Source organism: Flagellimonas yonaguniensis, assembly GCF_029193885.1.
GTDB lineage: Bacteria > Bacteroidota > Bacteroidia > Flavobacteriales > Flavobacteriaceae > Flagellimonas > Flagellimonas yonaguniensis.
The window spans coordinates 1-25,480 of record NZ_JARFVB010000015.1 but is presented as its reverse complement, the minus strand read 5'-3'; the positions used below and the strand labels follow the sequence as shown (position 1 = coordinate 25,480).

Annotated in this window: 39 protein-coding genes; 37 read left to right on the top strand and 2 right to left on the bottom strand. The window is 41.4% G+C overall.

Annotation, left to right across the window (positions count from 1 at the left end; genetic code table 11):
* From rpsJ to PY092_RS16675, 33 genes are all read left to right on the top strand, one after another.
* The gene (gene rpsJ, locus PY092_RS16835) at positions 1-306 is read left to right on the top strand and encodes a 30S ribosomal protein S10 (RefSeq protein ID WP_108246808.1); all 306 of its coding nucleotides are present in this window, start codon (positions 1-3) and stop codon (positions 304-306) included.
* Between the two features lie 167 nt (positions 307-473).
* Positions 474-1,097, top strand: coding sequence for a 50S ribosomal protein L3 (rplC, locus tag PY092_RS16830; protein ID WP_275616964.1), 624 nt, complete (start codon positions 474-476; stop codon positions 1,095-1,097).
* Positions 1,097-1,726, top strand: a complete 630-nt coding sequence (gene rplD / locus PY092_RS16825; RefSeq protein WP_275616963.1) for a 50S ribosomal protein L4 — start codon at positions 1,097-1,099, stop codon at positions 1,724-1,726. The genes rplC and rplD overlap by 1 nt, the downstream gene beginning before the upstream one ends.
* A 7-nt stretch (positions 1,727-1,733) precedes the next feature.
* Positions 1,734-2,024: a 50S ribosomal protein L23 gene (gene rplW, locus PY092_RS16820; RefSeq protein WP_275616962.1), complete on the top strand. Its 291-nt coding sequence runs from the start codon at positions 1,734-1,736 to the stop codon at positions 2,022-2,024.
* 9 nt (positions 2,025-2,033) lie between these two features.
* Positions 2,034-2,858, top strand: a complete 825-nt coding sequence (gene rplB, locus PY092_RS16815; RefSeq protein WP_275616961.1) for a 50S ribosomal protein L2 — start codon at positions 2,034-2,036, stop codon at positions 2,856-2,858.
* A gap of 11 nt (positions 2,859-2,869) precedes the next feature.
* Positions 2,870-3,148: a 30S ribosomal protein S19 gene (gene rpsS / locus PY092_RS16810; RefSeq protein ID WP_275616960.1), complete on the top strand. Its 279-nt coding sequence runs from the start codon at positions 2,870-2,872 to the stop codon at positions 3,146-3,148.
* A 7-nt stretch (positions 3,149-3,155) separates the two neighbouring features.
* Positions 3,156-3,563, top strand: a complete 408-nt coding sequence (gene rplV / locus PY092_RS16805; RefSeq protein ID WP_127138691.1) for a 50S ribosomal protein L22 — start codon at positions 3,156-3,158, stop codon at positions 3,561-3,563.
* Between the two features lie 10 nt (positions 3,564-3,573).
* A complete protein-coding gene (gene rpsC / locus PY092_RS16800; protein ID WP_100816202.1) occupies positions 3,574-4,284 on the top strand; it encodes a 30S ribosomal protein S3 in 711 nt (236 codons plus the stop codon).
* 20 nt (positions 4,285-4,304) lie between these two features.
* The gene (gene rplP / locus PY092_RS16795; RefSeq protein WP_275616959.1) at positions 4,305-4,724 is read left to right on the top strand and encodes a 50S ribosomal protein L16; all 420 of its coding nucleotides are present in this window, start codon (positions 4,305-4,307) and stop codon (positions 4,722-4,724) included.
* Between the two features lie 19 nt (positions 4,725-4,743).
* Positions 4,744-4,935, top strand: coding sequence for a 50S ribosomal protein L29 (gene rpmC / locus PY092_RS16790; protein WP_014032004.1), 192 nt, complete (start codon positions 4,744-4,746; stop codon positions 4,933-4,935).
* Positions 4,936-4,948: 13 nt separating this feature from the next.
* Complete coding sequence (gene rpsQ / locus PY092_RS16785; protein ID WP_100816200.1) at positions 4,949-5,206, top strand: 30S ribosomal protein S17; 258 nt, start codon at positions 4,949-4,951, stop codon at positions 5,204-5,206.
* A gap of 2 nt (positions 5,207-5,208) precedes the next feature.
* Positions 5,209-5,577 (top strand): 50S ribosomal protein L14, encoded by a 369-nt coding sequence (gene rplN / locus PY092_RS16780; protein WP_014032002.1) that lies wholly within the window; start codon positions 5,209-5,211, stop codon positions 5,575-5,577.
* A gap of 16 nt (positions 5,578-5,593) precedes the next feature.
* Positions 5,594-5,905: a 50S ribosomal protein L24 gene (rplX, locus tag PY092_RS16775; protein ID WP_275616958.1), complete on the top strand. Its 312-nt coding sequence runs from the start codon at positions 5,594-5,596 to the stop codon at positions 5,903-5,905.
* Positions 5,906-5,907: 2 nt separating this feature from the next.
* Positions 5,908-6,459 (top strand): 50S ribosomal protein L5, encoded by a 552-nt coding sequence (gene rplE, locus PY092_RS16770; protein ID WP_127138694.1) that lies wholly within the window; start codon positions 5,908-5,910, stop codon positions 6,457-6,459.
* Position 6,460: 1 nt separating this feature from the next.
* Positions 6,461-6,730 (top strand): 30S ribosomal protein S14, encoded by a 270-nt coding sequence (gene rpsN / locus PY092_RS16765; protein ID WP_207096771.1) that lies wholly within the window; start codon positions 6,461-6,463, stop codon positions 6,728-6,730.
* Positions 6,731-6,748: 18 nt separating this feature from the next.
* Positions 6,749-7,147 carry a 30S ribosomal protein S8 gene (gene rpsH / locus PY092_RS16760; RefSeq protein WP_127138695.1) on the top strand — a complete coding sequence of 133 codons (399 nt, stop codon included), beginning with the start codon at positions 6,749-6,751 and terminating at the stop codon, positions 7,145-7,147.
* A 19-nt stretch (positions 7,148-7,166) separates the two neighbouring features.
* Positions 7,167-7,709, top strand: coding sequence for a 50S ribosomal protein L6 (rplF, locus tag PY092_RS16755; RefSeq protein ID WP_275616957.1), 543 nt, complete (start codon positions 7,167-7,169; stop codon positions 7,707-7,709).
* Between the two features lie 11 nt (positions 7,710-7,720).
* Positions 7,721-8,074, top strand: coding sequence for a 50S ribosomal protein L18 (rplR, locus tag PY092_RS16750; protein WP_275616956.1), 354 nt, complete (start codon positions 7,721-7,723; stop codon positions 8,072-8,074).
* 6 nt (positions 8,075-8,080) lie between these two features.
* Positions 8,081-8,605 carry a 30S ribosomal protein S5 gene (gene rpsE, locus PY092_RS16745; RefSeq protein ID WP_275616955.1) on the top strand — a complete coding sequence of 175 codons (525 nt, stop codon included), beginning with the start codon at positions 8,081-8,083 and terminating at the stop codon, positions 8,603-8,605.
* A gap of 12 nt (positions 8,606-8,617) precedes the next feature.
* Positions 8,618-8,797 (top strand): 50S ribosomal protein L30, encoded by a 180-nt coding sequence (gene rpmD / locus PY092_RS16740; protein WP_207030334.1) that lies wholly within the window; start codon positions 8,618-8,620, stop codon positions 8,795-8,797.
* Between the two features lie 13 nt (positions 8,798-8,810).
* Positions 8,811-9,263, top strand: a complete 453-nt coding sequence (gene rplO, locus PY092_RS16735; protein ID WP_275616954.1) for a 50S ribosomal protein L15 — start codon at positions 8,811-8,813, stop codon at positions 9,261-9,263.
* An 11-nt stretch (positions 9,264-9,274) separates the two neighbouring features.
* Positions 9,275-10,618, top strand: a complete 1,344-nt coding sequence (secY, locus tag PY092_RS16730) for a preprotein translocase subunit SecY (RefSeq protein ID WP_275616953.1) — start codon at positions 9,275-9,277, stop codon at positions 10,616-10,618.
* Between the two features lie 4 nt (positions 10,619-10,622).
* The gene (gene infA, locus PY092_RS16725) at positions 10,623-10,838 is read left to right on the top strand and encodes a translation initiation factor IF-1 (protein WP_014031991.1); all 216 of its coding nucleotides are present in this window, start codon (positions 10,623-10,625) and stop codon (positions 10,836-10,838) included.
* Between the two features lie 4 nt (positions 10,839-10,842).
* Positions 10,843-10,959, top strand: coding sequence for a type B 50S ribosomal protein L36 (gene ykgO / locus PY092_RS16720; RefSeq protein ID WP_010519235.1), 117 nt, complete (start codon positions 10,843-10,845; stop codon positions 10,957-10,959).
* Between the two features lie 2 nt (positions 10,960-10,961).
* Complete coding sequence (gene rpsM, locus PY092_RS16715; RefSeq protein ID WP_275616952.1) at positions 10,962-11,336, top strand: 30S ribosomal protein S13; 375 nt, start codon at positions 10,962-10,964, stop codon at positions 11,334-11,336.
* A 12-nt stretch (positions 11,337-11,348) separates the two neighbouring features.
* Positions 11,349-11,741 carry a 30S ribosomal protein S11 gene (gene rpsK / locus PY092_RS16710; RefSeq protein WP_014031989.1) on the top strand — a complete coding sequence of 131 codons (393 nt, stop codon included), beginning with the start codon at positions 11,349-11,351 and terminating at the stop codon, positions 11,739-11,741.
* A 108-nt stretch (positions 11,742-11,849) separates the two neighbouring features.
* Positions 11,850-12,455 carry a 30S ribosomal protein S4 gene (gene rpsD, locus PY092_RS16705; protein ID WP_275616951.1) on the top strand — a complete coding sequence of 202 codons (606 nt, stop codon included), beginning with the start codon at positions 11,850-11,852 and terminating at the stop codon, positions 12,453-12,455.
* A gap of 21 nt (positions 12,456-12,476) precedes the next feature.
* The gene (locus PY092_RS16700; RefSeq protein ID WP_127138704.1) at positions 12,477-13,469 is read left to right on the top strand and encodes a DNA-directed RNA polymerase subunit alpha; all 993 of its coding nucleotides are present in this window, start codon (positions 12,477-12,479) and stop codon (positions 13,467-13,469) included.
* A gap of 60 nt (positions 13,470-13,529) precedes the next feature.
* The gene (rplQ, locus tag PY092_RS16695) at positions 13,530-14,033 is read left to right on the top strand and encodes a 50S ribosomal protein L17 (RefSeq protein ID WP_127138705.1); all 504 of its coding nucleotides are present in this window, start codon (positions 13,530-13,532) and stop codon (positions 14,031-14,033) included.
* A gap of 96 nt (positions 14,034-14,129) precedes the next feature.
* Complete coding sequence (carA, locus tag PY092_RS16690; protein ID WP_275616950.1) at positions 14,130-15,242, top strand: glutamine-hydrolyzing carbamoyl-phosphate synthase small subunit; 1,113 nt, start codon at positions 14,130-14,132, stop codon at positions 15,240-15,242.
* A 284-nt stretch (positions 15,243-15,526) separates the two neighbouring features.
* A complete protein-coding gene (eno, locus tag PY092_RS16685; protein ID WP_275616949.1) occupies positions 15,527-16,816 on the top strand; it encodes a phosphopyruvate hydratase in 1,290 nt (429 codons plus the stop codon).
* A 120-nt stretch (positions 16,817-16,936) separates the two neighbouring features.
* Complete coding sequence (locus tag PY092_RS16680) at positions 16,937-18,475, top strand: glycogen synthase (RefSeq protein WP_275616948.1); 1,539 nt, start codon at positions 16,937-16,939, stop codon at positions 18,473-18,475.
* Between the two features lie 120 nt (positions 18,476-18,595).
* On the top strand, positions 18,596-19,879 hold the full coding sequence (locus PY092_RS16675) for a citrate synthase (protein ID WP_275616947.1): 1,284 nt from the start codon (positions 18,596-18,598) through the stop codon (positions 19,877-19,879).
* A gap of 68 nt (positions 19,880-19,947) precedes the next feature.
* Here PY092_RS16675 and PY092_RS16670 read toward each other — a convergent pair whose 3' ends face one another.
* On the bottom strand, positions 19,948-20,412 hold the full coding sequence (locus PY092_RS16670) for a hypothetical protein (protein ID WP_275616946.1): 465 nt from the start codon (positions 20,410-20,412) through the stop codon (positions 19,948-19,950).
* Positions 20,413-20,697: 285 nt separating this feature from the next.
* On the opposite strand from PY092_RS16670, the gene PY092_RS16665 reads away from it, so the two are divergent.
* The 4 genes from PY092_RS16665 to PY092_RS16650 all read left to right on the top strand — a co-directional run bounded on the left by PY092_RS16665 (position 20,698) and on the right by PY092_RS16650 (position 25,047).
* Entirely contained in the window at positions 20,698-21,612 is a 915-nt protein-coding gene (locus PY092_RS16665; protein WP_275616945.1) for a dimethylarginine dimethylaminohydrolase family protein, read from the top strand.
* Between the two features lie 33 nt (positions 21,613-21,645).
* The gene (gene ctlX, locus PY092_RS16660) at positions 21,646-22,599 is read left to right on the top strand and encodes a citrulline utilization hydrolase CtlX (protein ID WP_275616944.1); all 954 of its coding nucleotides are present in this window, start codon (positions 21,646-21,648) and stop codon (positions 22,597-22,599) included.
* Between the two features lie 284 nt (positions 22,600-22,883).
* Complete coding sequence (locus PY092_RS16655) at positions 22,884-23,501, top strand: Pr6Pr family membrane protein (RefSeq protein ID WP_275616943.1); 618 nt, start codon at positions 22,884-22,886, stop codon at positions 23,499-23,501.
* A gap of 529 nt (positions 23,502-24,030) precedes the next feature.
* The gene (locus tag PY092_RS16650; RefSeq protein ID WP_275616942.1) at positions 24,031-25,047 is read left to right on the top strand and encodes a TIR domain-containing protein; all 1,017 of its coding nucleotides are present in this window, start codon (positions 24,031-24,033) and stop codon (positions 25,045-25,047) included.
* A gap of 4 nt (positions 25,048-25,051) precedes the next feature.
* Here the strand turns inward: PY092_RS16650 and PY092_RS16645 are convergent, their stop codons facing one another.
* Entirely contained in the window at positions 25,052-25,237 is a 186-nt protein-coding gene (locus PY092_RS16645; protein WP_275616941.1) for a hypothetical protein, read from the bottom strand.
* Positions 25,238-25,480 lie beyond the last annotated feature (243 nt).

Here is a 25,480-nt window from a genome sequence, read left to right as displayed (position 1 = left end):
ATGAGTCAAAAAATTAGAATAAAATTGAAATCTTACGATCACAATTTGGTGGACAAATCTGCTGAGAAGATCGTGAAGACAGTAAAAACAACAGGAGCTGTGGTAACTGGACCTATCCCGTTGCCAACACGCAAAAAAATATTTACGGTTTTGCGTTCGCCACACGTGAACAAAAAAGCCAGAGAGCAGTTTCAATTGAGCTCTTACAAGAGATTGTTGGATATTTACAGCTCTTCATCAAAAACCATCGACGCCCTTATGAAGCTTGAACTTCCAAGTGGTGTAGAGGTTGAGATCAAGGTCTGATAAAAGTTTCTGCCCCAAGGCAGGAATTACATGTCCTGGACGACGGTTCGGGAAAAACGGAGAAAGAAAAGAATCTGGGTCAGAACAGAATTGTTTTCTTGACCCAATTTTTTTGCCAAGCAATTGGCTAGAGTTTTAAAAAGTAAATAATTGTTAATTAATTAAATATGTCTGGGTTAATAGGTAAGAAAATCGGCATGACCAGCATTTTCGACGAGAATGGAAAGAACGTTCCATGTACCGTATTGGAAGCTGGGCCATGTGTGGTTACCCAAGTCAGAACCGAAGAGGTGGACGGGTACAAAGCCCTTCAACTAGGTTTCGATGACAAGGCAGAAAAGCGTGCTAACAAGGCTGAAACAGGCCACTACAAAAAAGCAGGCACTTCTCCTAAAAAGAAGGTCGTTGAATTCCAAGGATTTGAAGGTGATTACAAATTGGGAGATACAGTAGGTGTCGACCTTTTTCAAGAAGGGGAATTTGTTGATGTAGTAGGTACATCAAAAGGTAAAGGATTCCAGGGAGTTGTAAAACGCCATGGTTTCGGTGGAGTTGGCCAAGCAACACACGGTCAGCACAACAGATTAAGAGCTCCTGGTTCCATTGGTGCTGCATCTTATCCATCCAAAGTTGTAAAAGGTCTTCGTATGGCCGGTAGAATGGGTGGTGATAGAGTTACAGTACAAAACTTGAGAGTGTTGAAAGTGGTTCCGGAGAAAAATCTTTTGGTTGTTAAAGGATGTGTACCTGGTCACAAAAATTCTTATGTAACTATTCAAAGGTGGCAATAATGAAGGTAGCAGTTTTAGATATCAAAGGAAAAGAAACAGGTAGGAAAGTAGAGCTTTCAGACGATGTTTTCGCGATAGAGCCTAACGAGCACGCTATTTATTTGGATGTTAAGCAGTACTTGGCCCACCAAAGGCAAGGTACCCACAAGGCCAAAGAAAGAGCTGAGATCGCTGGTAGTACCAGAAAGATCAAGAAGCAAAAAGGTACTGGTACCGCAAGGGCCGGTAGTATCAAATCCCCTGTTTTTAGAGGAGGTGGTAGAATCTTTGGTCCAAGACCAAAAGATTACACCCAAAAGTTGAACAAGAACATGAAGCGATTGGCAAGAAAATCTGCCTTGAGCTTGAAGTCCAAAGAGCAATCTTTGGTGGTTGTAGAGGATATCAATTTTGAGGCTCCAAAGACCAAAGACTTCGTTAATTTCTTGTCTTCCTTGGGAATAGAAAATAAAAAGTCCCTTATTGTGTTGGGCGATACAAATAATAACGTATATTTGTCGTCGCGTAATTTGGAACGCTCCGAAGTTGTAACTAGCTCAGAATTAAATACTTACAAAATTGTTAATGCAACAAGTTTGGTATTGACTGAAAGCGCTTTGGAAGGAATTGAATCGAACCTAAAGAAATAGAAGTATCATGAGTGTGTTGATAAAACCGATAATTACGGAGAAGATGACCGCTGACAGCGAGCTTTTCAATCGCTATGGATTCTTTGTAAACCCAACTGCTAACAAGTTGGAAATCAAGGAAGCGGTAGAGGCTACTTATGGTGTATCTGTTGAAAAGGTAAGAACCATGAACTATGGTCCAACGCGTAAGAGTCGTTATACAAAAACCGGTATTCAGCACGGTAAAACAAATGCAATGAAAAAAGCGATTGTTGATGTAGCTGAAGGTGATATTATTGATTTTTACAGTAATCTATAAAGACGAGAAATGTCAGTTAGAAAATTAAAACCGATAACCCCTGGGCAGCGTTTTAGAGTAGTAAATGGATTTGACGCGATTACTACTGATAAGCCGGAGAAAAGCTTGCTTGCTCCGTTAAAAAAGTCAGGTGGTAGGAACAGTCAAGGAAAAATGACCATGCGTCACAGAGGTGGTGGTCATAAAAGAAGATATCGAATCATCGATTTCAAAAGGGACAAACAAGGAGTTGAGGCTACTGTGGTTTCAATCCAGTACGATCCCAATAGAACTGCATTTATCGCCTTGGTAGAGTACAAGGACGGTGAGAAAAGATATGTGGTTGCCCAAAATGGAATGCAGGTTGGTCAGACTATTCAGTCCGGTACTGGTTCCGCTCCAGAAATTGGTAACGCACTTCCTTTGAGCGAGGTGCCATTGGGTACTATTGTATCTTGCATAGAATTGAGGCCTGGTCAAGGAGCTATCATGGCGCGTAGTGCTGGAACTTTTGCCCAATTGATGGCGAAAGATGGTAAGTTCGTGACCTTGAAATTGCCCTCTGGAGAAACTAGAATGGTGTTGGCCACTTGTTTGGCTACCATCGGCGCGGTTTCCAACTCTGACCACCAATTGCTTGTTTCCGGTAAAGCTGGTAGAAGCAGATGGTTGGGTAGAAGACCAAGGACTAGACCTGTGGCGATGAACCCTGTCGATCACCCAATGGGAGGTGGTGAAGGTAGAGCTTCAGGAGGTCATCCAAGATCTAAGAACGGTATTCCTGCAAAAGGATTCAGAACCCGTTCCAAGACCAAGGACACCAATAGATATATCATAGAACGTAGAAAGAAATAAAAGAAAAGTAAATGGCACGTTCGTTAAAAAAAGGACCATACGTTCATTTTAGTCTGGAAAAGAAAGTCCAGACCAATATAGAATCAGGTAAGAAATCAGTTATCAAAACGTGGTCTAGAGCCTCTATGATAACTCCGGACTTTGTAGGGCAAACCATCGCAGTGCACAACGGAAGGCAATTTGTTCCCGTTTTTGTTACTGAAAACATGGTAGGTCACAAATTAGGGGAATTTTCACCTACAAGATCTTTTAGAGGTCATGCAGGAGCTAAAAACAAAGGTAAAAAGTAAGTAAGCTATGGGAGTTCGTAAAAGAGAAATGGCCGAAAGGTTAAAAGAAGAGAAAAAGCAACTTGCTATTGCAAAGCTGAACAATTGCCCAACTTCTCCAAGAAAGATGCGTTTGGTCGCTGACTTGGTAAGAGGTAAGCAAATTGAAATGGCATTGGCAACCCTTAGGTTCAACCCTAAAGAAGCATCCAGAAAATTGGAAAAGCTTTTGCTTTCCGCAATTGCAAACTGGGAAGCTAAAAATGAAGGTGCCGATATCGAAGCTGCTGATCTTTATATCAAAGAAATCCGTGTGGACGGAGGAACTATGTTGAAGAGATTGAGACCAGCTCCACAAGGTAGGGCACATAGAATCAGAAAGCGTTCCAATCATGTTACCATGATCTTGGAGGCCAATAACAACGTTGAAAGCTAGAAATTAGAATATGGGACAGAAGACCAATCCAATAGGAAATCGCTTAGGAATTATCAGAGGATGGGAATCCAACTGGTACGGAGGAAATGATTACGGCGATAAACTGGCTGAAGACGATAAAATCAGAAAGTACCTTTATGCGCGTTTAGCCAAGGCTAGCGTATCCAGGGTAATTATAGAGAGAACCCTAAAATTGATCACTATTACCATTACCACGTCAAGACCTGGTATCATCATCGGTAAAGGTGGACAAGAGGTGGATAAACTTAAGGAAGAGCTTAAGAAGATTACCAACAAAGAGGTTCAAATCAACATTCATGAAATTAAGAGACCTGAGCTTGATGCAAATTTGGTAGCTGCAAGTGTTGCAAGACAGATTGAAAGCAGAATCTCATACAGAAGAGCCATCAAAATGGCCATTGCAGCAGCAATGCGTATGAATGCCGAAGGTATCAAGATTCAGATTTCCGGACGTTTGAACGGTGCAGAAATGGCACGTTCCGAATCTTACAAAGAAGGAAGGATTCCATTGTCTACTTTCCGTGCGGATGTGGACTATGCCTTGCACGAAGCTCACACTACCTATGGTAGGTTGGGTGTAAAGGTGTGGATCATGAAAGGAGAAGTTTATGGTAAAAGAGAACTTTCCCCATTGGTAGGATTGAGCAAGAGTCAAGGAAAAGGCGGCAAGGATAACAAGAAATCCCGTCGTAGAAAGTAATTAAGATAAAGTAAGGTAAAATGTTACAGCCAAAAAGAACAAAATTTCGTAAAGCCCAGAAAGGGCGTATGAAGGGGAACTCTCAGAGAGGGCACCAACTTTCCAATGGAATGTTCGGTATCAAGTCCATGGATTCGCACTTCATCACTGCCCGTCAGATAGAGGCTGCACGTATCGCTGCGACAAGATACATGAAGAGACAAGGTCAGTTGTGGATCAAAATATTCCCGGACAAGCCCATTACCAAAAAACCTCTTGAGGTTCGTATGGGTAAAGGTAAAGGTGCTCCGGAATATTGGGTAGCCATAGTGAAGCCAGGTAGAATCATGTTCGAGATTGCCGGTGTACCAAAGGATATTGCAGAGGAAGCCTTGAGGCTTGCGGCACAGAAACTTCCGGTAAAGACCAAGTTTGTTGTAGCAAGGGATTATTCCGCCTAATTTTTAATTGAGAAGAAAGATGAGACAATCAGAAATAAAAGAACTTTCAATTGAAGAGCTAAAGGAGCGTTTGGCCGAGTTCAAAAAGCAGCACGCCGATCTTAAGATGGCACACGCTGTTACTCCTTTGGAAAATCCTTTACAGATCAGAAAGACTAGAAGGACGGTAGCAAGACTTGCAACTGAATTAACTAAAAGGGAATTACAATAATCGGTTCTGCCTTATGGAAAACAGAAATTTAAGAAAAGAAAGAATAGGCGTTGTTACCAGCAACAAAATGGAGAAATCGATAGTGGTTTCTGAGGTAAAAAGAATGAAGCACCCCATGTACGGGAAGTTCGTTCTCAAGACCAAGAAATATGTTGCCCACGACGAGAAGAACGATTGCAACGAAGGTGATACCGTCAAAATAATGGAAACACGACCATTGAGCAAAACAAAATGCTGGAGGTTGGTAGAAATCCTAGAAAGAGCTAAATAATTATGGTACAGCAAGAATCAAGATTAAGAGTTGCGGACAATACCGGTGCAAAAGAAGTTTTGACCATCCGCGTACTAGGAGGAACAAAGAGAAGATATGCTTCCTTGGGTGACAAAATCGTTGTTACCGTAAAAGAAGCTACTCCAAACGGTACTGTAAAGAAAGGTTCTGTGTCTACAGCAGTTGTTGTAAGGACAAAGAAAGAAGTGAGAAGACCAGATGGTTCTTACATCCGTTTCGACGACAACGCTTGTGTGTTGTTGAACCCAACCGGGGAGATGAGAGGAACTCGTGTATTTGGTCCTGTTGCCAGAGAGTTGAGGGACAGACAATTCATGAAGATTGTTTCATTGGCGCCTGAAGTGCTATAAAAGAAATATCAGAGAGATGAAGTTGAAAATAAAAACAGGGGATACGGTAAAAGTCATTGCGGGAGACCACAAAGGCAGCGAAGGTAAAGTACTTCAAGTAGACCGTGAAAAGAACAAAGCTATCGTGGAAGGCGTCAACGAGGTGTCCAAACACGAAAAGCCAAGTGCGAACAACCCTCAAGGAGGCATAACTAAAAAGGAAGCCCCGATACACATTTCCAATCTTTCCTTGATCGATCCAAAGTCTGGCGAGGCAACTCGTGTTGGATACGAAGTAAGGGATGGAAAGAAAGTAAGGTTTTCCAAAAAATCCAATGAAGTAATTTAGTCATGAGTTACATTCCAAGATTAAAGCAAGAATATAAAGAGCGCGTGATCAAGGCGCTAACGGAAGAATTTGGTTACCAAAACGTAATGCAAGTTCCCAAGTTGCAAAAAATAGTGGTTAGCCGTGGAGTAGGTGCTGCTGTTTCCGATAAAAAACTAATCGATCACGCTGTGGACGAGTTGACCAACATTACAGGTCAAAAAGCGGTCGCTACACTATCCAAGAAGGACGTTGCTACTTTCAAATTGAGAAAGGGTATGCCAATTGGAGCAAAAGTGACGCTTAGAGGAGAGCGCATGTACGAATTTTTGGATAGATTGATCACCAGTGCCCTTCCAAGGGTACGTGATTTCTCAGGGGTTAAAGCCACAGGTTTCGACGGTAGAGGTAACTACAATTTAGGAGTTACCGAACAAATCATCTTTCCAGAAATCAATATAGATAGAATCAACAGAATCAACGGAATGGATATTACATTCGTTACTTCCGCTGAAACTGATAAAGAAGCAAAATCATTGTTAACCGAACTGGGAGTACCCTTTAAAAAGAACTAGTATGGCCAAGGAATCAATGAAAGCCCGCGAAAGAAAAAGGGCTAAAATGGTAGAGAAATACGCCGAGAAAAGAAAAGCTCTAAAAGAAGCGGGAGATTATGAGGCTTTGCAGAAGTTGCCAAAGAATGCTTCTCCTGTTCGTATGAGGAACCGTTGTAAACTTACAGGTAGACCTCGTGGTTACATGAGAACTTTTGGTGTATCAAGGGTTATGTTCAGGGAAATGGCCAACAAAGGTTTGATTCCTGGAGTTAAAAAGGCAAGTTGGTAATTTAGATAAAGAAAAGAAATGCTTACAGATCCAATTTCAGATTATTTGACCAGATTGAGAAATGCCAACAAGGCAGGTCATAGGGTTGTAGATATCCCGGCTTCCAATCTAAAGAGACAGATTACCAAAATATTGTTCGATCAAGGATATATTTTGAGCTATAAGTTCGAGGAAGATAAAGTACAAGGGAACATCAAAATCGCCCTTAAGTACGATAAATTTACCAAGGAGCCTATCATTAAAAAATTGCAGAGGGTAAGTAAGCCCGGTCTGCGAAAGTATTCAAACTCTAACGATTTGCCTAGAGTATTGAACGGATTGGGAATCGCTATCGTGTCAACCTCCCATGGAGTTATGACCAGCAAGCAAGCCCAGCAAGAGAACGTAGGTGGTGAGGTATTGTGCTACGTATATTAATTGAGAAAAGAGAAGAAAAATGTCTAGAATAGGTAACAGTCCAGTAAATATTCCTGAGGGAGTCACTGTGGAAGTGAAGGATTCCTTGGTTACTATAAAAGGTAAATTGGGAGAGCTTACACAAGAGTTTTCAGGGATTGACATAAAGGTCGAGGACGGAAGTGTTGTTTTGGAAAGACCTTCCGATGACAATAAACACAAATCAAAGCATGGGTTATACCGCGCTCTTATCAATAATATGGTAGAAGGTGTGACCAATGGATGGACCAAGGAATTGGAACTTGTAGGTGTTGGTTACAGAGCCAGCAACCAAGGACAAAAATTGGATTTGGCCCTCGGATTCTCTCACAATATTGTTCTGGACATCGCTCCCGAAGTGAAGATTGAGACAATCTCCGAAAAAGGGAAAAACCCAATTGTAAAACTAACATCTCACGACAAGCAGTTGGTAGGTCAAGTGGCCGCCAAGATCAGATCCTTCCGTAAGCCAGAACCTTACAAAGGAAAAGGTGTCAAGTTTGTAGGTGAGCAATTAAGAAGAAAAGCAGGTAAATCAGCTTAATAATTAAGACTATGGGATTATCTAAGACTGAAAGAAAATTACGCATCCGAAGAAGAATACGCAAAGTATCCTTCGGAACTGAAGCAAGACCAAGGTTGTCTGTGTTCAGAAGCAATAAAGAAATATATACCCAGTTGATTGACGACAATAAAGGTGTAACTTTGGCGGCGGCTTCATCCAGAGATAAGGATGTCGACTCCAAAGGTTCGAAATCCGAAGTTGCGGCCAACGTGGGTAAGGCCATAGCTGAAAAAGCTCTTAAGCTTGGTGTGGAAGCCGTTGCTTTTGATAGGGGAGGAAACCTATATCACGGAAGAATAAAATCATTGGCTGAAGGAGCTAGGGAAGCAGGACTAAAATTCTAAGAAACTATGTACCAGAATTACAAAAACGTAGAGACAGTAAAGCCAGGTGGACTGGATTTGAAAGACCGTTTGGTTGGAGTACAAAGGGTTACCAAGGTAACAAAGGGTGGTAGAGCCTTTGGTTTTTCGGCAATAGTCGTTGTTGGTGATGAAAACGGAGTAGTTGGACATGGTTTGGGAAAATCCAAAGAAGTAGCAACGGCCATCGCTAAAGCTATAGAGGATGCCAAGAAGAACCTGGTTCGTATTCCTTTGACCAAAGCAACACTTCCCCACGAACAAAAAGGGAAGTACGGTGGAGCAAGGGTTTTCATAAAGCCTGCATCCCATGGTACCGGGGTAATTGCCGGTGGAGCAGTAAGAGCCGTATTGGAAGCAGTTGGAGTACAGGATGTACTTTCTAAATCCCAAGGATCATCCAACCCACACAACGTGGTAAAAGCAACTTTCGATGCCTTGTTGCAATTGAGAAGCGCCGATACCGTTGCCAAGCAAAGAGGGGTTTCCTTGGAAAAAGTCTTTAAAGGATAAATAGAGGATATTATGTCAAAGATTAAGGTTAAGCAAATAAAGAGCGGCATTAAAAAGCCACAAGACCAAAAAAGAACTTTGGAGGCTCTTGGACTGAAAAAGATCGGACAGGAAGTTGAGCATGAAGCAACTCCTAGTATCCTTGGAATGGTAAATAAGGTAAAACACTTGGTTTCCACTGAGGAAGCTTAAAATATAAAGGCACATGGATTTGAATAATCTTAAACCAGCGGATGGCGCTGTGCACAAAGAAGGAAAACGTGTAGGACGTGGAGAAGGTTCTGGAAAAGGAGGAACATCTACCCGTGGACACAAAGGGGCCAAGTCTAGATCTGGATATTCCAAAAAGATTGGTTTCGAAGGTGGTCAGATGCCATTGCAAAGACGTGTACCCAAGTTCGGTTTTACTAACATGAACAGAAAAGAGTACACAGGAATCAATTTGGGCAAACTCCAAGAATTGGTTGACAAGGGAACCGTGAAAAACGAAGTTACTTTGGAAACTCTAATTGAGAACGGATTGGCCCACAAAAACGATTTGGTAAAGATATTGGGCGATGGCGAATTGAAAGCCTCCCTTAAAGTATCTGTACATAAATTTACTGCTTCCGCTAAAGCTGCCATTGAGTCAGCAGGAGGTGAAGCAATAAGTTTATAAGAAGTTATAGCATGAAGAAATTTATTGAGACCATATCAAATATCTGGAAGATAGATGAATTGAGACAACGTATTATCCTAACATTGGGATTGTTATTGGTGTACCGTTTCGGTGCCCAAGTTGTCCTTCCTGGTATTGATACCGCCCAGTTGGCGGAATTATCCTCGCAGACTGAAAATGGTATCTTGGGTATTCTGAATGCTTTTACGGGCGGTGCTTTCGCGAATGCTTCGGTATTCGCTTTGGGTATTATGCCCTATATCTCCGCTTCCATTGTGGTGCAGTTGATGGGAATAGCGATTCCTTATCTTCAAAAGCTACAAAAAGAAGGGGAGAGCGGTAGAAAAACCATCAACCAGATTACCCGTTGGTTAACAATAGGTATCTGTATCGTTCAAGCCCCTGCTTATTTGTACGGTCTTGGTGCCCTAGGTGTGCCGGACAGTGCATTTGTTTTGGGCAAAGGTTTGGATTTTATCGTTCCAGCCGTTATCATATTGGTAACAGGATGTGTGTTCGCCATGTGGTTGGGTGAGAAAATTACCGATAAGGGAATCGGAAACGGTATTTCCTTGTTGATTATGGTAGGTATCATCGCAACAATGCCACAAGCGTTTGCACAGGAATTCGTATCAAGAACAACCAACAATACAGGTGGTATCATGTTTATGTTGATTGAGGTGATTGTTTGGTTCTTGGTAATTTTGGCCAGTGTTTATTTGACCATGGCAGTAAGACAGATTCCAGTACAGTACGCAAGGAGAACAGCTTCTGGTGGATACGAAAAGAACGTAATGGGAGCACGTCAGTACATTCCACTTAAGTTGAATGCATCCGGTGTAATGCCCATTATATTTGCACAGGCAATTATGTTCGCACCAAGTTTGATTGGGAAAACATTTAATGATACTGCTGCAGGACAATGGATGGAAGTACAGTTCGCCGATATATTCGGGCTGGCTTACAACATCCTATTTGCAGTATTGATCATCATATTCACTTACTTCTATACAGCGATCACTGTGCCAACGAACAAAATGGCCGATGATTTGAAAAGAAGTGGTGGTTTCATCCCAGGTATACGCCCTGGAAAGGAAACAGGAAACTATTTGGACAAAATAATGTCCTTGATTACATTACCTGGATCTATCTTTTTGGCCTTGTTGGCGGTATTGCCAGCGGTAGTGGTTAAGCTGATGGATGTGCAGGCCGGCTGGGCATTGTTTTATGGAGGTACATCACTGTTGATTATGGTAGGTGTAGCGATAGACACTGTGCAACAAGTAAATTCCTATTTGTTGAACAGACATTACGACGGCTTGATGAAAACCGGTAAAAACAGAAAAGTAGCATAAATTTATGGCAAAGCAGCCAGCAATAGAACAAGACGGGACTATCATTGAAGCATTGTCCAATGCAATGTTCAGGGTAGAATTGGAAAATGGGCACGTGGTAACGGCGCACATCTCTGGGAAAATGCGTATGCACTATATAAAGTTGCTTCCCGGTGATAAAGTAAAGTTGGAAATGAGTCCATACGATTTAACAAAAGCAAGAATTACGTATAGATACTAGTTACATGAAAGTAAGAGCATCAATAAAGAAGAGAAGTGCCGACTGCAAGATTGTTCGCAGAAAGGGCAGATTGTATGTAATCAACAAAAAGAATCCTAGATTTAAACAAAGACAAGGGTAATTATGGCAAGAATTGCAGGGGTAGATATACCTAAACAAAAGCGTGGCGTTATTTCGCTTACCTACATCTTCGGTATAGGTAAAAGTAGGGCGCAGGAAATTTTGGCAGCGGCCCAAGTAAGTGAAGATACCAAGGTTTCCGATTGGACCGATGAAGAAATCGGTAAAATCAGGGAAGCGGTGGGAGCTTACACCATTGAAGGAGAGCTTCGCTCAGAAACCTCAATGAACATCAAGCGACTGATGGACATTGGTTGTTACCGTGGAATTCGCCACAGGTCTGGATTGCCATTGAGAGGTCAACGTACCAAAAACAACTCTAGGACCAGAAAAGGAAAAAGAAAAACAGTTGCCAACAAGAAAAAAGCAACTAAATAATAAGTAGGTAGTATGGCAAAGGCAAGTACTAAAACAGCTAAGAAGCGCAAAGTAGTCGTAGAATCTACCGGAGAGGCGCACGTGGTTGCATCTTTCAACAACATCATTATTTCCCTTACCAATAAGAAAGGTGATGTTATCTCATGGTCTTCCGCTGGAAAAATGGGATTCCGAGGCTCAAAAAAGAACACTCCTTACGCAGCTCAGATTGCAGCAGAGGATTGTGCTAAAGTTGCTCACGAAGCAGGATTGAGAAAAGTGAAGGTTTATGTAAAAGGACCAGGTAACGGTAGGGAATCCGCTATCCGTTCCATTCACAACTCAGGAATCGAAGTAACAGAAATCGTTGACGTTACTCCACTACCGCACAACGGTTGTAGACCACCTAAAAGAAGAAGAGTTTAATTATTCATTGAATCAATAATGGCCCCAAAAGGGTCTTCACCCGAAGGTGCAGTTAGATTATCGAAGGATAAGCCTTAATTCATAATCGCACTTTCAAATTAACAGAAGATGGCAAGATATACAGGACCAAAAACAAAAATCGCTAGAAAATTCGGAGAAGCGATTTTCGGAGATGACAAGTCATTCGAAAAGAAAAATTACCCTCCAGGACAACACGGGAACAACAGACGCCGTGGTAAAAAATCGGAATATGCAATCCAGTTGATGGAGAAGCAGAAAGCAAAATACACTTACGGTATTTTGGAAAAGCAATTCCGTAATCTTTTTGCAGAGGCCAAAAGAAAAGAAGGCGTTACCGGTGAGGTATTGCTTCAATTGTGTGAGTCTCGTTTGGACAACGTGGTTTTCAGAATGGGGATCAGCCCATCAAGAAGAGGAGCCCGTCAGTTGGTATCCCACCGTCACATTACCGTAAACGGAGAGGTGGTGAACATTCCATCCTATTCACTAAAAGCAGGCGATGTAGTTGGTGTTAGGGAAAAATCAAAATCCGTACAATCCATTGAAGATTCGTTGGCCAATAACAGCAGCGTTTACGAATGGATCACTTGGAACTCTGAAAAGAAAGAAGGTACTTACGTTGCCGTTCCAGAAAGACTTCAGATCCCTGAGAATATCAAGGAGCAACTGATCGTCGAATTATACTCTAAATAAGAATTCAACATTAATCCAATTATGGCATTACTTAATTTTCAGAAGCCCGATAAAGTTATAATGATCGATTCAACAGATTTCGAGGGGAAATTCGAATTTCGTCCTTTGGAACCTGGGTATGGATTAACAGTTGGGAATGCGCTGAGAAGGGTTTTGCTTTCCTCTTTGGAAGGTTTTGCCATCACTTCTGTGCGCATAGATGGAGTTGAACATGAGTTTTCTGTTATACCAGGCGTTGTTGAAGACGTTACAGAAATTATCCTGAACCTAAAACAAGTTAGGTTCAAAAGACAGATTGATGATGTTGAGAGCGAGACTGTATCTGTTTCCGTAAGCGGAAAAGAACAAATGACAGCTGGTGACTTCCAAAAGTTCATCTCAGGATACCAAGTACTGAACCCAGACTTGGTCATCTGTAACATGGATCCTAAGGTGAGCATCAACTTGGAAATCGTTATCGAAAAAGGTCGTGGTTATGTTCCAGCTGAGGAAAACAAAAAATCCAATGCACCTTTGGGAAGCATTGCGGTTGATTCCGTTTACACTCCTGTAAAGAACGTAAAATACAGTATCGAAAACTATAGGGTAGAGCAAAAAACCGATTATGAAAAATTGGTTTTCGAAATCATCACTGATGGTTCCATCCACCCAAAAGATGCCTTGACCGAGGCCGCTAAGGTTTTGATTCACCACTTTATGTTGTTCTCCGATGAGCGCATCACTTTGGAAGCTGATGAAATCGCGCAGACCGAGACTTATGATGAAGAATCATTGCACATGCGTCAGTTGTTGAAAACTAAATTGGTGGACATGGACTTGTCCGTAAGGGCGTTGAACTGTCTTAAAGCTGCCGAAGTGGATACTTTGGGAGATTTGGTTTCCTTCAACAAGAACGATTTGATGAAGTTCAGAAACTTCGGTAAAAAATCATTGACCGAATTGGAAGAATTGGTCATCAACAAAGGTCTTCAGTTTGGAATGGACCTTTCCAAATACAAATTAGATAAAGATTAATAATCATATTTTGCTCTCCTTTAAAAATAGGATCTGGTAGCAAGATGATAACATAGAACAATGAGACACGGAAAGAAGTTTAATCACTTAGGTAGAACAGCCGCCCATAGAAAGGCAATGTTGGCCAACATGGGATGTTCCCTAATAGAGCATAAAAGAATCAACACTACGGTTGCAAAAGCCAAAGCGTTGAAGCAGTTTATCGAGCCTTTGATCACGAAAGCAAAGACCGAGAACAATCAGACTACCGAAAAAGGTACGCACAACAGAAGGGTTGTTTTCAGTAACTTGAGAAGTAAAGAGGCTGTGACAGAATTGTTCAGCACCGTAGCTGAAAAAGTTGGTGATAGGCCAGGAGGTTACACAAGGATCATTAAGTTGGGTAATCGTTTGGGAGATAACGCTGACATGGCAATGATCGAGTTGGTGGATTTCAATGAGCTTTACAACGCAGGTAAGCCTAAAAAGAAATCAACCAGAAGAAGTAGAAGAGGTGGTGGTGCCAAGAAAGCTGAAGCACCTGCTCCAGCAGCTGAAACCAAAACTGACGATTCTGAAGAATAAGAAGAATGTTATTAACTATTGTATTTTAGGAAAAAGGATAAGTGAGAACTTATCCTTTTTTTTATGTTTTTTTGTTAACTGAAACTAGAGCACAAAATGAAGTATCACACAAAGAAAAAAGCGTTGATTTTGTTGGCGGATGGAACCATATTCTATGGCAAGGCCGTTGGGGGAAGAGAAGGTACCGCAGTAGGGGAAGTATGTTTCAATACCGGGATGACAGGTTATCAGGAAATTTTTACCGACCCATCTTACTACGGGCAGTTAATGGTAACCACGAATGCCCACATTGGTAACTATGGCACCCATGTAGATGAAATTGAATCCGATTCCATTAAGATTGCCGGCCTTATTTGTAAAAATTTCAGTTACGATTATTCTAGGCCCAGTGCAGATATGAGTCTATTGGAGTTCTTGGACAAGAACAACCTATTGGCCATTTCAGATGTGGACACCCGTGCTTTGGTAAGCTACATTAGGGATAATGGTGCCATGAACGCATTGATTTCCACAAAAGTGGACGACATCGATGCCTTAAAAGAAGAGTTAAAGCAGGTGCCAAGTATGGAAGGACTTGAGCTTTCATCCAAGGTTTCCACAAAAGAGCCTTACTTCTACGGTGATGAAAATTCCGAAGTCAAGATTTCTGCTTTGGATATCGGAATCAAAAAGAACATCTTGAGAAACTTGGCAAAACGTGGAGCCTATATCAAAGTGTTTCCATACAATTCATCCTATGATGACATGAAGGAATGGAATCCGGATGGATATTTTATATCCAATGGACCCGGGGATCCCGAACCTTTGACGGATGCAGTGGCGGCCACAAAGGAAATGATGGCTTCCGACAAACCATTGTTCGGAATCTGTTTAGGACACCAAGTATTGGCCTTGGCCAATGGTGTTTCCACTTATAAAATGCACCATGGACATAGAGGGATTAATCACCCCATCCTAAACTTGATGACAGGCAAAGGGGAAATCACTTCCCAAAACCATGGATTTGCCGTGAACAGGGAAGAGACCGAAGCCAATGCGGAGCTGGAGATTACCCACACCCATTTGAATGATCAAACCGTGGCAGGAATCAAAATGAAGAACAAGGATGTGTTCTCGGTGCAATACCACCCAGAAGCAAGTCCTGGTCCACACGATGCAGATTATCTGTTCGACCAGTTCTTCGATTTGATCAAGGCTAGGAAAAACTAAGAGTTTGTTCAGGAATTTGTGATTGAAATTGGGATAGGCCATTTTTGATGCAGTTTGAGGAACAAATTTTAAGCATAGCCGTGGTTATGGTTCAAAGATGTAACGAAAAAATGCGCAAAAAGGGTCATAAGAAAACAATTGTCAAATTTCTTAACAAGCGCTAAAACGTTATAGTTTTGTTTTTAAGCAATTAAGTGCGTTTTGTGAGTAATATCATGAAGCTAAAAACGCCACCTTTTGTATCTTAGCCTAAATAATCACAACTATAAAAACATTGAATTAAAATGAGCATCATTATCAACATTCATGCAAGACAGATATTGGATTCCAGAGGAAATCCAACAGTAGAAGTAGATGTAGTAACCGAAAATGGAATTTTGGGGAGGGCAGCCGTACCTTCTGGAGCCTCTACAGGAGAGCATGAAGCCGTTGAGTTACGCGATGGCGGTGATTCCTTTATGGGTAAAGGAGTTGGAAAAGCCGTGAGCAACGTAAATACCATCATTGCAGAGGAATTGATCGGAACTTCAGTTTTTGAGCAGAATCATATCGATCAGACCATGATAGAATTGGATGGTACCCCGAATAAATCAAAATTGGGGGCCAACGCCATATTGGGAGTTTCCTTGGCAGCCGCAAAAGCAGCGGCCAATGAGTTGGGAATGCCTTTGTACCGTTACGTAGGTGGTGTTAGTGCCAATACCCTTCCAGTTCCAATGATGAACATCATCAACGGAGGTTCACACTCCGATGCACCGATTGCATTCCAGGAATTCATGGTAATGCCGGTTAAGGCAAAAGACTTTAGCCATGCCATGCAAATGGGAACCGAAATCTTCCATAATCTGAAGAAAGTATTGCACGACCGTGGTTTGAGTACAGCAGTAGGGGATGAAGGTGGTTTTGCACCTACTTTGGATGGAACAGAAGATGCCTTGGATACCATTGCCAAAGCCGTTGAAAAAGCAGGCTATAAATTTGGAGAAGAAGTAATGATCGCCTTGGATTGTGCTGCCGCTGAGTTTTATGAGGATGGAAAATACGATTACACCAAATTTGAAGGGGATAAAGGAGCGGTAAGAACTTCTGAAGAACAAGCACAGTATCTTGCCGAACTTTCTGAAAAATACCCTATTATTTCCATTGAAGATGGAATGGACGAAAACGACTGGGACGGTTGGAAAGTCCTTACCGAAAAGATCGGTGATAAAGTACAATTGGTTGGGGACGACTTGTATGTGACCAACGTAGAGCGTTTGTCTCGCGGTATCGAGAACGGTATTGCCAATTCCATTTTGATCAAAGTGAACCAAATCGGTACATTGACGGAGACCATTGCTGCCGTTAACATGGCAAAGAATGCAGGTTATACTTCAGTAATGTCACACAGGTCAGGTGAAACAGAGGACAACACGATTGCTGATTTGGCAGTTGCATTGAACACAGGTCAAATCAAAACTGGTTCTGCTTCAAGGAGCGACCGTATGGCCAAATACAATCAATTGTTGAGAATTGAGGAAGAGTTGGGCGATATCGCATACTATCCACAAGAAAAAGCCTTCAAGGTAAAATAAGCATAATGATTATTTAGCATACAAAAAGCCTTTCTCAAATGGGAAAGGCTTTTTTTTGTTTCAATAACAAAGTTTGGTTAAATTAATGGTTTAACTAAACACCCATTCAAATTTTCCCTCATGAATAACTTTCTTTTTGTCGCTGCCGAGAATGATGCTTTAGAGAATTGCAAAGCCGGTGGTATGGGCGACGTGGTCCGTGATGTGCCCAGGCAAATTTCCGAACGCGGCGATAAAGTGCACGTAGTGGTGCCCGCTTACTCCAGACTCCACCATGGGGGATTGCCCAGGACCACGTTGAATTTCACTTTACGCGGGATAGGTTATACAGCGGAATTGTACGAGGTTCAGCCCAAGAAAGAATTCCCGAATATTTTCCATTATGTGCTGCACCATCCAGAAATAGAAGCTGGGGATATCGCACACATATACCACAACGACCCAGAAGAGCCTTTCTATACGGATGCCATCAAATACTTCATCTTTTGTACGGCCGTGGCCGAAGCCATTAAACAAGGCGCATTTGGAGAGGTGGATTTGGTGCACTTGCACGACTGGCACTCCAGTCTATTGTTGTTTTTGAGGGAATATCATCCTGAGTATACCAACTTAAAGGACATACGTATCGTGTATAGTATCCACAATTTGGCGATACAAGGAATTCGTCCGTTTGATGGCAACTATTCCTCCGTCAAAAACTGGTTTCCCAATGTGCCCTTGGACTATCAAAAATTGATGGATTACAGGTATCAGGATTGCATCAATCTTATGGCCGTGGGGATTCGCTTTGCAGATGCCGTGCATACCGTTTCACCTTCCTATAAAGAGGATGTGTTGCTGCCCAGTTCCCCACCCGAATTCATTGGAGGGGAAGGACTGGAAAAAGATTTGCAAACAGCGGATGAGGAAGGACGCTTATTCGGTATTTTGAACGGTTGCAACTACAAGAACATCAACAAAGAAAAGAAAGGCAATATTTACCGGAATACGGTCAAGGCATTGTTTGGGTGGCTACAACAAGAGGATAAAAAATACAAAGCCGATTTTTTGGCCCATACCGGAGAGAAAATCATGGCTTTTGTAGAGGAAAGACCAAAATTCATTGCATCCAGTGTAGCACGTTTAACGGAGCAAAAGTTTTATTTCTTCATGCGATCGCCCGAGGCATTTGTGGAAATCCTGAAACGCCTGGAAAAGGTGGATGGGATCTTTATGCTATTGGGAACAGGTGCACCGGAGTATGAGGAACTCTTCAGGAAATTGAGTTACGAACACAAGAACTTTATCTTTACCAATGGTCAATCGGAAAAACTGATTGATTCCATATACTTGGAATCCGATCTTTATTTCATGCCCAGTCTCTTTGAACCCTGTGGTATCAGTCAGATGTTGGCCATGCGAAACGGAAACCCTTGCTTGGTTCACCACACGGGTGGATTAAAGGACACCGTAGAGCATATGAAAACGGGTTTTTCCTTTGATGGGAACAGTTACGATGAAAAAATAAAAAGCATGTTGGAGGCTTTTGACATTGCTCTGGATGTGTTCGAAAATGATAAGCCGAACTGGAAAAAAATACAAGCCGCAGCACGGAAAAAGCGTTTTACATGGAAAAAATCCGTGGACGATTATTACAAACAGCTCTATAGATTGAATTAAGGCGATCTATCTATATCATTTTAGCGTTAATATCAGCACAAATAGTAGCTGGAAATTGTTAATGGCTGCGCTTTTTCGTAATTTTCGCATTCTATTTTTATTAATCTATTAAAATATAAAATGTCGGATAAAGCTATACTCGAATACGGGGGAAAAAAGTACGAATTCCCCGTTATCAAAGGTACTGAAGATGAATTGGCCATAGATATAAAAACCTTGAGGGCCTCAACAGGAATGGTGACTATAGATCCCGGTTATAAAAATACGGGATCCTGTGAAAGTGCCATTACTTTCCTGAACGGTGAGCAAGGAATATTGAGGTATCGAGGCTATTCAATTGAGGACTTAGCAGAGAAAGCCGACTTTTTGGAAGTAGCTTACCTTTTGATTTTTGGGGAATTGCCCAACAAAGAACAGTTGGAAAAATTCCATAGTGATATCAAAGAAGAGTCCCAAGTAGATGAAGAAATGAAGAAAATTTTGGATGGCTTCCCAAAATCAGCGCACCCAATGGGCGTGTTGTCTTCATTGACCAGTGCATTGGTGGCCTTTAACCCATCTTGTGTGGATGTGTCATCCGAATCCGCCATGTACAATTCCATTGTGCGAATTTTGGCAAAATTCCCGGTTTTGGTGGCTTGGGCCATGCGTAAGAAAAAAGGTCTTCCGTTGGATTACGGGGATGATACCCTCGGATATGTGGAGAACATCCATAAAATGATGTTCAAAAGACCAAATCAAGAATATAAAAGAGATAGAATTGCTATTGACGCCCTTGACAAGTTGTTGATACTTCACGCAGACCACGAGCAAAACTGCTCAACTTCAACTGTGCGTATTGTAGGGTCTTCCCACGCTGGACTTTTTGCTTCACTTTCGGCGGGTATCTCAGCGCTATGGGGTCCATTACACGGAGGAGCGAACCAAGCCGTTTTGGAAATGTTGGAAGCGATTGAAGCTGACGGTGGCGACACAAAAAAATATATGGCCAAGGCAAAGGATAAAGACGATCCTTTTAGATTGATGGGCTTTGGACACCGTGTGTACAAAAACTTTGACCCACGGGCTAAAATCATTAAAAAATCCGCCGACGAAGTGTTGGGCAACTTAGGTATCGAAGATCCAATTTTGGATATCGCCAAAGGATTGGAAAAAGAAGCCTTGGAAGACAGCTATTTTGTGGATAGAAAATTGTATCCCAACGTGGATTTCTATTCCGGAATCATCTACCGGGCATTGGGCATACCTACGGAAATGTTCACGGTAATGTTTGCTTTGGGTAGATTACCTGGATGGATAGCACAGTGGAGAGAAATGAGACTAAGAAAAGAACCGATTGGTAGACCGAGACAAGTCTACATTGGGGAAAACCTTAGAGACTTTGTTCCATTGGAAAAAAGATGATTTGGGACGAAAAGGAATAAAAGAGGGGCTGTAAGGCCCTTTTTTTATGGGAGAAGGGAAATCTTAAACTAAAGAATACCTACTTTATTTTGATTTAATTGTTTGTCTTTGGCATAGCAAATTCGCATAATTTCTCCATGGTAGTGCTTTTGGATGTTTGAAATATTCTCGGTCTCAACGGCACTTTTTGATTTTTGGAAGGCTTGATGAATAAACTCATGGGCATCAACAGTGTTCAAGTTCTTTAAAGTGGAATCCAATGATTTAGTATATTTTTGGATAGACTCGTTAACTTTCATGATGTCCCAATCTGAATGTTGATTGGTAATATCGTGAGTGTATACCGTATACCCATCGGGAAAATCACTTTCCGTAATACAGTCATCATATTTAACTGAATGAACAGGGGGTGCACCCAAATTGGAATTTGTTTCTGCTACATTGATGCCTTCCATTTTTTGAAAAGCATCCATGCTGCCCAATACCGCGAATACTGTCGCCAGTAGAATTGATGTCAATAGCAATTTTTTCATCTGTAAGAAAAATCTTAATACAAATGTAATAATTAAAATAAACCGCTATCTGATATTTGTCAGTTTTTGAGCTTTTGAGGCTAATTTTAACTATTTGATAGGTAGATTTTTGCATGATGGTGATATACCCTTGTTTGAATGATCAATATCTGTGGTTGTATGGGGGTATTTATGATTTGGGTTGATAATTAGGTCTAACTAAAACACTAGATTTGCCACAGAATTCTTAAGGATTTTCCTTAATGCTTTCAATGGCCTATTTTTTGGCATTTAAAAAAACCTTGTATGATTGAATTGAACGTAGTTGATGAGACCAGCAGACTAAAAGCTGTGATTTTGGGAACCGCTGAGAGCAGTGGTCCCATTCCTACAATCGAGGAAGCCTACGATCCTAAATCCATCGAGCACATAAAAGCGGGAACCTATCCCAAAGAGGCGGATATGATCAAGGAAATGGAGACTTTTGCCCAAGTCTTTAATAAATACGGGGTAAAAGTTTATCGTCCAGAGGTATTGAAGGATTGCAACCAAATATTTGCCAGGGATATAGCTTTTGTGATAGAGGATAAACTGTTCCATGCCAACATTCTGCCCGATCGCGAGCGAGAATTTGTGGCGATTCATGAAGTTTTGGACCAAATTGACCCTGCGAAAATTGTCCGTCCCCCAGAAGAAGTGCATATTGAAGGAGGGGATGTGATGCCCTGGAACGATCATATTTTTATCGGAACCTACACAGGTGTGGACTATGCGGGTTACATTACCGCGCGAACCAATATCGAAGCCGTGGAATTCATACGGGATATGTTTCCCCATAAAACCGTAAAATCCTTCGAACTCCGAAAGTCCAATACCAATCCAAAGGAGAATGCACTGCATTTGGATTGTTGCTTTCAACCTGTGGGAAAGGACAAAGCGATTTTGCACAAAAATGGTTTTTTGGTGGAGGAGGAATACCAATACTTGGTGGATTTCTTCGGGCCGGATAATATCTTTGAGATTGATAAAGAAGAAATGTATCAAATGTTCAGCAATGTTTTTTCCATATCGCCCGAAGTGGTGGTATCGGAAAAGAGTTTTTCCCGACTGAACAATTGGCTCCGGGACCAAGGATTTACCGTAGAGGAGATTCCCTATGCTGAAATAGCAAAACAAGAAGGCTTGTTGCGTTGCAGTACCATGCCTTTGATCAGAGCATAATTATTTAACCCTAACTTCCTGCTGCCACAGGTAATGAAAACAGTCAAAGTATTGAGAAAACAGATTACCAACACCATTCTTATGGTGCGCCCCGTGAACTTTAGGATGAACGAGCAAACTGCGGTCAACAATTATTTTCAGGAAGACCCGCATCTGAAAAATACCGAAATCAACAAAAAGGCACAGCAAGAGTTTGACCAATTTGTAGAGGTGCTTAGGGAACATGGCGTCAATGTGATTACCATTGATGACAATATGGAACAGGACACGCCAGATTCGATTTTTCCGAACAATTGGGTTTCTTTTCATGAGAGCGGAACCGTTTGTGTGTACCCCATGTTTGCTGAAAACCGAAGAAAAGAGCGTAGGGAAGATGTGTTGGAATTGTTGGAGGAACATGGTTTTGTCATCAAAAATATCATGGACTATACCGCTGCCGAAGATGAAGGCGTGTTTTTGGAAGGAACAGGTAGTATCTTAAAAGATAGAGTCAATCAAAAAGCGTATTGCGCCCTTTCCGAGCGTGCTCATGAAGAGCTGTTCATTGAATTTTGTGAGGATTTTGATTGCTTCCCAGTAATATTTCATGCCAATCAAACAGTGGATGGCGAGCGACTGCCCATTTACCATACCAATGTGATGATGGCCATGGCGGAAACCTTTGCAGTCATCTGTTTGGATTCCATAGACGATAAAAAGGAACGCAAGAATGTGGTGGAGCACATCAAAATGGACGGTAAGGAGGTTATCCGGATTACGGAAGAACAAATGTGCCACTTTGCAGGCAATATGTTACAAGTAATTGGGACAAACGATCAGCGCTATGTGGTAATGAGCACCCAAGCCTATAATAGTTTGACCGAGCAACAAATCAAGGCCATTGAAAAGCATTGCCCCATTATCCATAGTCCTTTGGATACCATTGAGACCTGTGGTGGCGGTAGTGCCCGTTGTATGATGGCAGAGGTGTTTTTGCCGAAGGCATAGAACCTTGGTGTCATTTCGAGCTGGTTCCTGAGCGGAGTCGAAGGAGGGAGAAGGGGCGGTCGAGATGGTTTAAAGAGCGATGCTTTGCACCTCATCTTGAAATGATGCTATCGTTATGCGCATCGTATTAGGATGAGATTCCGTGTTATGCTTCGACTTCGCTCAGCATACGTACGGAATGACAGTTTGTTTTCTTTTAGATGATCAAGGCCACTTGGATTGTCCCCTTGAGGGGACCTTAGGGGTGTATTTGCCCAATTGAGAATAGAATTAATAAGTAGTATATGCGCAGAAATTTTGAAATCTTGGGGCTTTGTATGGGTTGGTTTGCCGTACTCGCCCAATTGTATTTGATGCTTCAAAACCGAGAGGCTGGTATAGTGGAAAGTTTAGTACGATTTGTAAGCTACTTTACCATACTTACCAACACCTTGGTGGCATTGTTTTTTACCATACGCATATTTGGTGCGGACCAGAAACGACTGACTCTTTTCCATCAAAGGGCAACGCCCATGGCGCTCACTGTTTTTATTGTGGTTGTGGGCCTGGTGTACCAATTGGTGTTGCGTGATATTTGGAACCCAACGGGTTTGCAAATGGTGGTGGACGAATTGCTGCATACCATCATCCCAGCGTTTATGTATGTGTATTGGCTCATGTTCTGTGCTAGGACCGTTGTTACTTGGAAACAAATCTCCAAATGGTTGCTATACCCTTTAGGGTATTTGGTTTTTGTGATGGTGCGTGGACATTTTTCTGGGTTTTACCCCTATCCTTTTTTTAATGTGACGGAACTTGGTTGGGGAGCAACGGTATTGAATGTTGGGTTGGTATTTTTGCTGATGCTTTTGATTATGGCCGCTCTGTTCTTTTTGAGCAAACTACTCAGGCCGAAACAATAAACAATTGGCAATGAATGATAATCACTTTGTCATTTCGAGCTGTTCCTGAGCTGTCATCCTGAGCGGATTCGAAGGAGAGCGAAGGAGCTCGAGAAATCTTTATTATTTATTCGACACGCCTGCCTGCCGCAGGCAGGAATTCCACGAATTTTCCCGAAGTAATTTTTTTGTCATTTCGAACGGATGTGAGAAATCTGAGAATGGAAGAGATTTCTCAATCGATGCTTTGCATCTCATTTCGAAATGACGCCCCGTCATGCTTAACCTGTTTCAGCATCCCATCCAGAACATTTGGATTCTGTGCAGTACTTCGGCTTAGTTCCGCAATCGCATGGAATGAAAACTGGTCAAGAATACACATTAAAGAAAACCTTAATTGATTTTTAAACAAAAAGTGTATATTAGGATAACTTTTTAAAAGTTTTCTCCCCCAAGTTTTAAAAAAGAATTAATCAGTTTGTCCTAATAAATTTTAGGATGAAAATTGTGCATGTTTATTTTTAGATAAGATTTAATTTAATAAGTAAGAATGAGTGAATCAAAAGAAGAAAAGCAAGAAGAACAACTATTGACTAAATCTCCGAACTCATTGGTCTTTATTAGTCATGATACAAGGGATGCAGAAATAGCAGAAGCGTTTAGTATATTGTTGAAAAGGGTTAGTGCAGGTGTCCTAAAATCTTTTCGGTCATCAGATAAAAAAGGTAATCAAGGCATTGAATATGGGGTTGAATGGTATCCAGAAATAATTAAGAACATTCAGGGGGCAACTGACGTTGTATGTTTATTAACACCTTACAGTGTTGATAGACCATGGATTCTTTTTGAAGCAGGGATGGCAAAAGGCAAATTAAATACCCCAATACTAGGTGTTGCACTTGGACTTACACTTAAGAAAGCTTCTAGCGGACCTTTTGCCCAATTCCAAAATTGTGGGGGAGATGAAGAATCTTTATGTAAACTTGTTTTTCAACTTGTTGATAGAATTCCAAATTCTGAGCCGGACGAAGAAACTATCAAGTTTCATGTTCAAAAGTTTATAACATCTATAGGAGAGATTTTTTCTAAAAGAAAAAAAGACCCCCAGAATGATAGTGTTATTCATTACAATGAAAATGATACTCCAAAACTGTTTGAAGAAATTAAGGTAATGTTTCAAGATCTGCCATCCAGAATTGAGAGTAGAATTGATTCTGAACATAGAGAAAAAAGACGAAAAAGGTTCTATCCAGCTATGGTAGAAGAAATGTTGCACATGACGCCAAATCCAACAATAGGTTTATTAATGGCACTTGGTTTAATAAGAGAAAAAATGCCATGGGTATATGAATCGGGAACAGAAACCATTAGAACAATCAAGTCCGATTTATCGAGAATGGAAAAGGAGAAAGCAGTAATGGAATTTGATGAAATGCTTGAAATAACGACTCGTAATCCAATTATGGAAGAATTACTTATGATGAATTCCAAAGAGGATTTTATAATGTATAGAGAGTTGCCAAGAATGTTGAGAAAACATATGCAAAGGTTATTGATGGAAAAATAAGTTACTACTCTCTCAACCCAACCACAATCCCTCGAAGCGCAGCGACCACTTCGTGCACTTCCTTGCGGTCAAAGGTATCTTCTTCCAAATAAAACAGCATTTCCAGCCCCAAATCCAACACTTTGGCGAGTTCCTCAGGAGAACCGTACCCGTCTTCCATCCAATTCAATAAATTTTCTTCTTTTCCCATGATAGAGGCAAGAAAAAGATTTTTGAATAGCTGTTACATGTCATATATGACAAGAAGGGTGAGGATGAAAAGATAAAAGGCGAAGGTTACGGAAGAAAACTAAAAATTTAGAACTCTGTAGATACCCCAAAAATTAGGGCAGTAAGTTTAATCATTAAATTTACTGAATATGACACGAAGAAAGTTTACCCCGAAGTTCAAGACCAAGGTGGTATTGGAAGCCTTGAAAGAGCGGCATAGCCT